The organism is Spirillospora sp. NPDC049652 (assembly GCF_040675125.1).
GTDB lineage: Bacteria > Actinomycetota > Actinomycetes > Streptosporangiales > Streptosporangiaceae > Spirillospora.
The window spans coordinates 1-6,025 of the sequence record NZ_JBFAOF010000409.1 but is presented as its reverse complement, the minus strand read 5'-3'; the positions used below and the strand labels follow the sequence as shown (position 1 = coordinate 6,025).

General features: G+C 72.8%; 8 protein-coding genes. 4 read left to right on the top strand and 4 right to left on the bottom strand.

The window, feature by feature from the left end:
- Positions 1-194 precede the first annotated feature (194 nt).
- Positions 195-1,145: an aldo/keto reductase gene (locus AB0J52_RS23645; protein ID WP_500184204.1), complete on the bottom strand. Its 951-nt coding sequence runs from the start codon at positions 1,143-1,145 to the stop codon at positions 195-197.
- Between the two features lie 176 nt (positions 1,146-1,321).
- Between AB0J52_RS23645 and AB0J52_RS23640 the strand changes: the two genes are divergently transcribed.
- The gene (locus AB0J52_RS23640; RefSeq protein ID WP_500184202.1) at positions 1,322-2,140 is read left to right on the top strand and encodes an undecaprenyl-diphosphate phosphatase; all 819 of its coding nucleotides are present in this window, start codon (positions 1,322-1,324) and stop codon (positions 2,138-2,140) included.
- Between the two features lie 76 nt (positions 2,141-2,216).
- Positions 2,217-2,804 (top strand): hypothetical protein, encoded by a 588-nt coding sequence (locus tag AB0J52_RS23635; RefSeq protein ID WP_500184200.1) that lies wholly within the window; start codon positions 2,217-2,219, stop codon positions 2,802-2,804.
- Between the two features lie 176 nt (positions 2,805-2,980).
- Here the strand turns inward: AB0J52_RS23635 and AB0J52_RS23630 are convergent, their stop codons facing one another.
- From AB0J52_RS23630 to corA, 3 genes are all read right to left on the bottom strand, one after another.
- Positions 2,981-3,238: a hypothetical protein gene (locus AB0J52_RS23630; protein WP_500184198.1), complete on the bottom strand. Its 258-nt coding sequence runs from the start codon at positions 3,236-3,238 to the stop codon at positions 2,981-2,983.
- 112 nt (positions 3,239-3,350) lie between these two features.
- Positions 3,351-3,629 carry a hypothetical protein gene (locus AB0J52_RS23625; RefSeq protein ID WP_500184197.1) on the bottom strand — a complete coding sequence of 93 codons (279 nt, stop codon included), beginning with the start codon at positions 3,627-3,629 and terminating at the stop codon, positions 3,351-3,353.
- A gap of 129 nt (positions 3,630-3,758) precedes the next feature.
- Positions 3,759-4,730, bottom strand: coding sequence for a magnesium/cobalt transporter CorA (gene corA / locus AB0J52_RS23620; protein WP_500184195.1), 972 nt, complete (start codon positions 4,728-4,730; stop codon positions 3,759-3,761).
- A gap of 75 nt (positions 4,731-4,805) precedes the next feature.
- Here corA and AB0J52_RS23615 point away from each other — a divergent pair, with 75 nt between their 5' ends.
- Both AB0J52_RS23615 and AB0J52_RS23610 read left to right on the top strand, forming a co-directional pair.
- Positions 4,806-5,501 (top strand): histidine phosphatase family protein, encoded by a 696-nt coding sequence (locus AB0J52_RS23615; protein ID WP_500184194.1) that lies wholly within the window; start codon positions 4,806-4,808, stop codon positions 5,499-5,501.
- 11 nt (positions 5,502-5,512) lie between these two features.
- On the top strand, positions 5,513-6,025 hold a 513-nt coding region (locus tag AB0J52_RS23610), incomplete at its 3' end, for a DUF3090 domain-containing protein (RefSeq protein WP_500184192.1).

Genomic DNA, 6,025 nt, shown 5'->3' with positions numbered 1-6,025 from the left:
GCCCGGCCCGGGTCGGGTCGGCTCCGCGGGTCGGACTGAGACGGGTCGCCGCGAGACGGTCCGGCATGAGACCGGCCGCGGCGGCACAGGCCGAGACCGGCCGGGCCGGTGCGGGCCGGGCCGGGCCGGTGCGGGGCGGCGCGGGCTGGGGCAGTGCGGGCTGGGGCAGTGCGGCCGGGTCAGTGCGGGCCGGGTCAGTGCGGGGCGGACATGTCGGAGACGTCGTCGAGCGCCCGGCGGATCTCGTCGGGCAGCGTCAGCGCCTCGCTCGTCAGCGCCTGGACGAGCTGCGCGGCCGTCCGCGCCCCCACGATCGGCGCGGCGACTCCCGGACGGTCCCGGACCCAGCTCAGCGCGACCGCGTGCGGCGTGGTGCCGAGGCCCTCGGCGGCGGTCACCACCGACTCCACGATCCGGCCGCACTCCTCGTCCAGGAACGGCCGGACGAACTCGGAGAAGTGCGCCGTCGCCGCGCGCGACCCGCTCGGGATGCCGGTGCGGTACTTGCCGGTCAGCACGCCCCGGCCGAGCGGCGACCACGGCAGCAGCCCGGCCTCGGCGTCCAGCGCGGCCGGGATCAGCTCGCGCTCGGGGTCGCGGCTCAGCAGCGAGTACTCGGCCTGGACCGCCACCACCGGCGCGCGGCCGGGCCAGGCCCGCTGCCAGGTGGCGGCCTTGGCGGTCTGCCAGCCCGTGAAGTTCGCCACGCCGACGTACCGGGCGCGTCCGGAGGCGACCGCCTCGTCCAGGGCGCTGAGGGTCTCCTCCATCGGCGTGGCCGGGTCGTGGACGTGCAGCTGCCACAGGTCCACGTACTCGACGCCGAGGCGGTCCAGGGACGCGTCCAGCGCCGACAGCAGGTGCCGGCGGGAGCCGTCGTAGCGCCCGTCCGGGCGGATCGCGGCCTTGGTCGACACGACCAGGTCCTCGCGGTCGACGGTCTCGCGCATGAGGTGGCCGAGGATCCGCTCGGCGTCGCCGTCGCTGTAGACGTCGGCGGTGTCGACCAGCGTGCCCCCCGCGTCGGCGAACGCCGACAGCTGGGCCGCCGCCTCGTCGGGCTCGGTGTCCTGCCCCCAGGTCATGGTGCCCAGCCCGAGCCGGGAGACGACGAGGCCGCTCCGCCCGACGTGACGCTCCTTCATGAAGGGTGAGCGTATCCGCTCCGGCGGCGCACCGGCCGGGGCGGTCCGGGTGACCGCTACCCTTCGGTGGGGCCCGCCCGACGGGCCCGGCGGTCCCGTCCCGGACCCGGCGCCACCGCCGTCCGGCACCGGCCCACCCGCCGTCCCGCGCTCGTCCCGAGGGGAAACCACCGACCGTGAACGTCGTCGAAGCGACCGTGCTCGGCATCGTCCAGGGCCTGACCGAGTTCCTGCCGATCTCCAGCTCCGGCCACCTGCTGATCGTCCCCAAGCTGCTCGGCTGGAAGGACCCCGGGGCGGCCTTCACCGCGGTGATCCAGCTCGGCACCATGGCCGCGGTCATCATCTACTTCTGGCGCGATCTGGTGAACATCATCACCACCTGGACCAGGAGCCTGTGGACGCCCGAGCTGCGGCCCACCGCCGACGCGCGGATGGGCTGGTACATCGGCCTCGGCACCGTCCCGATCTCGGTGATCGGCCTGCTCAGCAAGGACTTCGTGGAGAAGGGCGCGCGGAACCTCTGGCTGAACGCGTCCTCGCTGATCATCATGGGCCTGCTGCTGATGGTCGCCGAGTGGGCGGGGGCCCGCAAGCGCGAGATCGCCGACCTGAACCTGAAGGACGGCCTGGTCATCGGGGCGTTCCAGTGCCTGTCGCTGATCCCCGGCTCGTCCCGGTCGGGCTCGACCATGACCGGCGCGCTGTTCCTCGGCTACACCCGCGAGGCCGCGGCCCGGTACTCCTTCCTGCTGTCGGTCCCGGCGGTGGTGCTGTCGGGCCTGTTCGAGCTGCGCAAGGCGTTCGACGGCGGGCTCTCCTGGGCGCCGACGATCATCGCGACGGCGGTGTCGTTCGTGGTCGGGTACGCCTGCATCGCCTGGCTGCTGAAGTACCTCACCCGGCACTCGATGATGGTCTTCGTCTACTACCGGGTGGCGCTGGGCGGCGCCCTGATCGGCCTGCTGGCCGCCGGGGCCGTCTCCGCGACCTGACCTGCGCCTCCGGAAACCCGGAAAGTCGCGGACGAGGGCGGCTTTCCAGGGCGTTCCGGGACTAGAGTGCCCGGTCATGGCGAGTTCGCGGTTCCCCGTCTCCGGTGAGTACGGGTCCTACGAGGCCGGGGCGTCCGACGACCCCGGGTACCTGGCGTCCCTGCGGCCGCCGTCGACGGTCCTCGGGCAGCTGCGGCTGATGGTGTCGGCGCTGCTGGCGGCCCCGGTGCTGATCCTGGCGATCAGCCCGCTGATCGTCCGGTCCGGGCCGGACGGGCCGGACGGCGTGCTGGCCGCGCTGCTGCTCCTGCCGGTCGTCGCGGCGGCCGCGGCGGCGGTGGTGCTCGGACCGCGCGCGCCGCGCCCGCTGGAGCCGGGCCGGGACGCGGAGGAGACGGCCCACCAGGCGGTCCTGCGGTACCGCCAGGCGGTCATGTTCCGGTACGCGCTGGCCGAGGGGACGATCCTGGTCGGCCTGCCGCTGGCGATGGTCGGCGACAGCGTGTGGATCTTCGTCTTCGCGTTCGCCGTCGGCTACCCGGTGCTGGTGTGGCTGACGCTCCCGACCCGCGGCCGGATCGAGGCCGTCCGGCGGCGGCTGGAGTCCGCCGGGGAGGCGTCCCACCTGTGGTCGGAGCTGCTGAGGCCGCTGAACGGCGGATGAACGCCGGCGGAAATCTTGAGGGCGGGGACCTCAGCGCGGCCGAGCGTGGAAGGTCTGGAGGTCCGGATCCGCGGGGAGACGTGAAACTCCAGGTCTGACCGGAGCGCGAGCCCGGAAAGCGGAAGCCCCGCCCTTCCCGGGAGAGGACCCGGGAAGGGCGGGGCACACGCCGCAGGTCAGTACCTGTGGTGGTGGTGGTAGTAGTGGTGATGGTGGTGGTGCCGGTGGCACCAGTAGCGGTGCCCGTAGTGGTGCCCGTAGTGGTGCCAGCACCAGTAGGTCGGCGCGTTCTGGACGCTCGACTCGGTCGAGGTCTGCGTGACGCTGACCGGCCGACCGGCCGGCGAGGGGCCGGCGGCGAGCGCGGGCGCCGCGGTCAGGCCGGCGACCAGCGCACCGGAGGCGGCCGTGGTGACTATGAGTTTGGCGAGCATGTCGCTCCTCCCATGAAGGGTCGTACGCTGCTTTCTTACCAAGCGTGACCGATCGACTACCAGGAGTGGCCACATGCGGCCAGTCTGTGAACTGTCGCGACGTCGTCGCTGGTCAGCCCGCCGGCGGGGGAGCGGCGGCGCCCGCGGCCGGCGGTGCGGGCGGGCTCTGGCCGCCCGCCGGGGCGGCCAGGTCGGGCCGCGGCGTGTGCTTGGCGAGCCACCCCGCCGCGAACGTGATCGCCGAGGTGATGAGCGCGGTGACGAGCGCCTGCAGGGGCTCGGCCATCGACGACAGTGCGGGCAGCTTCAACACCAGCCATCCGACGATGAACCCCGCCACCAGGCTCGCTCCGGTGGCCGCAGTCACCTTGGTCTCGATCGGTGCCGCCATGCCTCACTCCTAAGAGAGGACCGCTAGGGAGGAAACGGTGCCCACATGGTCCTCCCGGCGGCCCCCGCTGGCCAGCCGTAAAGGCCCACAAATCCGGACGAACGCCAAGGGAACGGTCCCGCCGTCCGGTCAGAGCCAGCGGTTGCGGCGCAGGATGCGGAACAGCACCACGCAGATGACGGCCATCACCGCCACCACGACCGGATAGCCCCACCGGGTGTGCAGCTCCCACATGTGGTCGAAGTTCATCCCGTAGATGCCCGCGATGGCCGTCGGGACGGCCACGATCGCCGCCCACGCGGAGATCTTGCGCATGTCGTCGTTCTGCCGCTGCCCGAGCAGCGCCAGGTGCGCGCTGAGGACGCTGTTCAGCAGTTCGTTGTGCGCGTCCACCTGGGTGTCCACGCGCAGCAGGTGGTCCAGGACGTCGCGGAAGTACTCGCGGACCTCGTGGCACTCGGTGACCCGGCCGCGCACGATCTCCTGCATGACCGGGACGAGCGGGTCCTCGGCGCTGCGGAACTCCAGCACCTCGCGCTTGAGCGAGTAGATGTCCTCGGTGACATCGTCGGCCTGCGGGTCGAACACGGCCCGTTCGAGGTCGATGATGTCGCGCTCCACCTCGTGCGCGACGACGCCGTACCGGTCCACCACCTCGTCGCACACCGCGTACAGCACGGCGGTCGGCCCGTGGTGCAGCATCTCGGCGTCCGACTCCAGCCGGTCGCGCACCGGCCCCAGCGGGTTGCCCGCGCCGTGCCGGACCGTCACCACGAAGTCGCGGCCGAGGAACAGCATGATCTCGCCGACCTCGATGTCGGAGGTCTCCTCGATGTAGGTCAGCGTCTTCAGCACGACGAACAGGGTGTCGTCGTAGCGCTCCAACTTCGGGCGCTGGTGCGCCGACACCGCGTCCTCGGCGGCGAGGGGGTGCAGCTTGAGCTCGTCCTTGACCAGGTCGAACTCCTCGGTGCTGGGTTCGAACAGGCCGATCCAGACGAAGCAGTCGCCCCGGGTGCGGGCGGCGTCGAACGCGTCGCTGATGTCACCGTCGAGGTCCCGCCGGACCCCGTCGGCGTAGATGGCCTTGTCCACAATCATGTCCGGCATTGTTGCGCGGACGCTGAAGAATATGCGGGCTTCGACGGAAAAGTTGGTTCTCGTAGAGTGCTCGCTGTGACGACCCTTCTGCTCGTGCGGCACGGCCGCACCGCGCTGACCGGACCCGTGCTGGCCGGCTGGACGCCCGGCCTCGGCCTGGACGACCACGGCCGCGCCCAGGCCCGCGACCTGGCCGGGCGGCTCGCCGGGACGCCGCTGGCCGCCATGGTGTCCAGCCCCCTCGACCGCTGCCTGCAGACCGCCGAGGCCGTCGCCGCCCGCACCGGCACCGAGAAGATCGAGGTGGACGACCGGTTCGGGGAGGTCCGCTACGGCGACTGGACCGGCCGTCCGCTGAAGGAACTCGCCGAGGACCCGCTGTGGCGGGTCGTCCAGGCGCACCCGAGCGCGGTGGTGTTCCCCGGCGAGCAGGGCGAGGGGCTCGCGGACGCCCAGCGCCGCGCGGTCGCCGCCGTCCGCGACTGGAACGCCCGGATCGCCGCCGAGCACGGCCCGGACGCGGTCTACCTGGTGTGCAGCCACGGCGACATCATCAAGGCGATCGTCGCCGACGCGCTCGGGCTCCACCTGGACCAGTTCCAGCGGATCCAGGCCGACCCGGCCTCGCTCACCGCGATCCGCTACACCGAGCTGCGCCCGTTCCTCGTCCGGCTGAACGACACCGGCGGCGAGACCGAGTCCCTGCTGCCCGCCCCCTCCGGCGACGCGCCAGGCAGGGAGGGTGACGCGCCGGTCGGCGGCGGCGCGTAGGGTCTGGTGTCATGCCGGTCATCTCCTACGAACTGCCGGACCGCTTCGTCGCCGGGACGGTCGGCGAGCCCGGCGAACGCGCGTTCTACCTCCAGGCCCGCGAGGGCCGCCGCCTCACCAGCGTCTCGCTGGAGAAGTTCCAGGTCAGCCTGCTCGCCGAGCGGCTGTCGGAACTGCTGGACGAGGTGCTGCGGCGCAGCGGCGGCGCCGCGCACGTGCCCGCCGTGACTCCCGAGGGACTGCGCGACGACGAGCCGCTCGACGAGCCGGTCGAGGAGGAGTTCCGGGTCGGCACCATGGCCCTGGCCTGGGACCCCGACGACGAGCGGGTCGTCATCGAGGCGCAGGAGGCCACCGGGGAGGAGGACGACGCGGCCGAGGTCGGCGAGCCCGACCCGGCGATCGCGGTGCTGCGGGTGCGGATCACCGCCGCGCAGGCCCGCGCGTTCGCCGAACGTGCCCTGCAGGTCGTCGCCGCCGGCCGTCCCCCGTGCCCGCTGTGCGGCCTGCCCCTGTCCGCCGAG